Source organism: Pantoea sp. (assembly GCF_039594315.1).
In the GTDB taxonomy this organism is placed as follows: Bacteria; Pseudomonadota; Gammaproteobacteria; order Enterobacterales; family Enterobacteriaceae; genus Pantoea.
On record NZ_JBCNNP010000109.1, the window covers coordinates 1 to 3,349 of the forward strand.

The 3,349-nt window shown below is 51.1% G+C and carries 4 protein-coding genes; 2 read left to right on the forward strand and 2 right to left on the reverse strand.

The genetic code is table 11. The features are described from left to right. Together raiA and bamD are read right to left on the reverse strand one after the other, a co-directional pair. The coding region (raiA, locus tag ABDW13_RS23385) for a ribosome-associated translation inhibitor RaiA (RefSeq protein ID WP_343554882.1) at positions 1 to 300 on the reverse strand (300 nt) is incomplete at its 3' end. 275 nt (positions 301 to 575) lie between these two features. Further along, positions 576 to 1,316 (reverse strand): outer membrane protein assembly factor BamD, encoded by a 741-nt coding sequence (gene bamD, locus ABDW13_RS23390; protein ID WP_008109011.1) that lies wholly within the window; start codon positions 1,314 to 1,316, stop codon positions 576 to 578. A gap of 130 nt (positions 1,317 to 1,446) precedes the next feature. Between bamD and rluD the strand changes: the two genes are divergently transcribed. Then, positions 1,447 to 2,427 (forward strand): 23S rRNA pseudouridine(1911/1915/1917) synthase RluD, encoded by a 981-nt coding sequence (gene rluD, locus ABDW13_RS23395; RefSeq protein WP_343554883.1) that lies wholly within the window; start codon positions 1,447 to 1,449, stop codon positions 2,425 to 2,427. Next, a complete protein-coding gene (gene yfiH, locus ABDW13_RS23400; RefSeq protein ID WP_343554884.1) occupies positions 2,424 to 3,152 on the forward strand; it encodes a purine nucleoside phosphorylase YfiH in 729 nt (242 codons plus the stop codon). Before rluD ends, yfiH begins: the two co-directional genes overlap by 4 nt. The last annotated feature ends 197 nt before the right edge of the window (positions 3,153 to 3,349 follow it).

The window sequence follows — 3,349 nt, forward strand, 5'->3', positions numbered from 1 at the left end:
ACTGCTGTTGGCGCGACGGGCTTCGGGTTTGTGTTGCGCTTTATTGAGTTGTCGCTCCAGCTTGGCGATCAAGTCATTGATGGCCGTATACATATCATCATGTTTCGCGCTGGCAACCAGCGTACCGTTAGGCGTATTAATGGTGGCATCAGCCACAAACTCCTTCGGCTCTTTCGATAACACAATGTGAGGGTTTATCAGATGTGTTTGCCATTTTTCCAGCTTGGCGAGACGCTCTTCAACGTGGTTACGGATGGCCTCGGTGATTTCCATTTGTTTGCTGGTAATGTTCAGAATCATAGTTAAACCTCTCTGTCATTTCCGTGTGGGTAGGTCCAGCATACCGCGGAAATTAAGAAAATGTGTGATCTAAATCACATTGAAATGTCACTTTTTGTCAATGCCGCTTAATTGTGAGAAAGGCCGGGAAAGTGGCGGGAAATACTTGAAGACGACTGGGGAAGGGCGCATGATTGACTGGATAACTGTAGCGATAAATCTGTAAAAATGCTGAATTATCCACAAAGTGACATAAAAAAAGCAGCCTCATGGCTGCTTTTTTGTGGGTGTAATAATCAGGACTGATTATTTGCCGCAATGATTTTTGCCACTTTGTCGGCTTCAGCCGTCAACTGCAGCTGGCGGTAAGCATTCTCCATCAACGGCAACGCTTCATGGGTTGCCTCAGTATCCGGATAATCCTTCATCATTGTTTCCACGCGGTTAACAACAGCGACATAGGCACCGCGCTTGGTATAGAATTGCGCCACCGAGAGTTCATACTTCGCCAGGCGCTCTTTCAGGAATGCCAAACGTTTCTGCGCATCCGCAGCATATTGGCTGTTTGGATAACCGCGCAGTAATTGCGAGAAGTCACGGAAAGCATCACGAGCGTGCGTCGGATCACGATCGGAACGATCGATACCGAAGAAGCCCTGCAGTGCAGAATCATCCAGCGCCATATCCGTCAGACCTTTCATATAGATGACATAGTCGATATTCGGATGGGTTGGATTCAGACGCATAAAGCGAGAAATAGCGGCTTGCGCCAGTGGCAGATCGGCATTTTTGTAATACGCGTAGATCAAATCCAGCTGTACTTGCTGCGAGTAAGGGCCAAACGGATAGCGGTTATCCAGTGCTTCCAGTTGCTTAATCGCCGCTTTAAAGTTACCGTCCTGCAGCTTTTGCTGGGCCGTGGCGTAAATTTCAGACGGCGGGCTGTCCGGGACTGGATCTGATGAGCCAGAACAACCCACAAGCGCCAGGCTCAGGCTCAGTGTGGCAGCAGCCACCAGATGTTTCATACGCGTCATGACGAAATGATTATCCTCAAAGTGTTGTAGCAGAAGCTGTCCGTATAGCTCCCGGTTATGACCAGGTACGATAGCACATTATATTAAACGGCATCGCCGTGAAAACCCAACGTTAACGAAGAAGCTGTATATGGCACAACAAGTTCAACTCACCGCAACGGTGTCCGAAGCACAACTTGGACAACGCTTAGATCAGACTTTGGCAGAATTGTTCCCTGATTATTCACGTTCTCGCATAAAAGAATGGATTCTTGAGCGTCGCGTCAGCGTCAACGGCACCATCATCGACAAACCAAAAGAAAAAGTTTTTGGCGGTGAGCAGGTTTCGATTGATGCTGAAATCGAAGAAGAGCAACGCTGGGAAGCGCAAGATATCCCACTGGATATCGTTTATGAAGATGACGATATTTTAGTGATCAACAAACCGCGCGGCTTGGTGGTACATCCGGGGGCCGGCAATCCGGATGGCACAGTGCTTAACGCGCTGCTCTATCATTTTCCACCGATCATGGATGTACCTCGTGCCGGTATCGTTCATCGTCTGGACAAAGACACCACCGGCCTAATGGTGGTGGCGAAAACCGTTCCAGCACAAACGCATTTGGTCGAATCGCTACAATTGCGTGAAATTACGCGCGAATATGAAGCAGTAGCGATTGGCACTATGACAGCGGGCGGAACCGTGGATCAGCCAATGGCGCGCCACTCGACTAAGCGCACGCACATGGCGGTGCATCCGATGGGCAAACCGGCAACCACGCATTATCGCATCATGGAGCATTTCCGCGCCCACACGCGTTTACGTCTGCGTTTGGAAACCGGCCGTACGCACCAGATTCGTGTGCATATGGCGCACATCAACCATCCGCTGGTGGGTGATCCGCTGTACGGCGGCCGTCCACGTCCACCTAAAGGCGCATCTGAAGCATTCATCAACACGCTACGGGGCTTTGATCGCCAGGCGCTGCATGCCACGATGTTACGCCTTTATCATCCAATCACCGGTATTGAGATGGAGTGGCATGCGCCGTTGCCGCAGGACATGGTCGATTTGATTGATGCGCTGAAAGCCGATACTCACGAATTCCGCGATCAGATGGATTGGCTATGAGTGAGTGGATCATCCCGAACTGGCCTGCACCGCAGCGTGTTCGGGCATGTTCTACCACGCGCTTAGGCGGAGTGAGTGCTGCACCATGGAATTCATTGAATCTCGGCACGCATGTCGGTGATGTTGAAGCGCACGTTGTGCAGAATCGCCAACGTGTCGTTGAACAGCTGGCATTAGCGGCAATGCCACAATGGCTCGATCAAGTTCATGGTCAGGATGTTGTGCGTTTGCCTGCTGATGCGCGGCTCCCACGTGCTGACGCCGCCATCACGCGTGAAAGCGGCGTAGTTTGTGCGGTGATGACGGCGGACTGCTTGCCGGTGCTGTTTTGCAGCAAAGACGGCAGTGAAGTCGCCGCTGCGCATGCTGGTTGGCGTGGTCTGTGCAATGGCGTGCTGGAACAGACATTGGCGCAATTTCATTGCTCGCCAGCAGATATCCATGCATGGTTAGGGCCGGCCATTGGTCCACTCGCTTTTGAGGTTGGCGCGGAAGTCAGATCGGCATTTATGGCGGTCGATGCGCAGGCAAAAGCGGCTTTTCGTCCTGCGGGTGAGAAATACTTTGCTGATATTTGGCTTTTAGCGCGCCAACGTCTTCAGGCCGCAGGCGTTCATTCCATCACGGCATCCTCACGTTGTACCTTCCAGCAATCTGCTGATTTTTTCTCCTTCCGACGCGACGGAATCACCGGGCGTATGGCAACTTTGGTTTGGCTGAGATAACCTTACGCCACAAGACGGTCCAGTTAGCGTATTTTTTGCTCACAACTCAGGTCATTAACCTTGAAAAATTTGAGGGATGACCTCATTTAATCTCCAGTAGCATTTTGACCTGTAATGGGAGGAATTATGCGTCTGGATCGTCTTACTAATAAATTTCAACTGGCACTTGCCGATGCACAGTCCCTTGCTCTGGGACA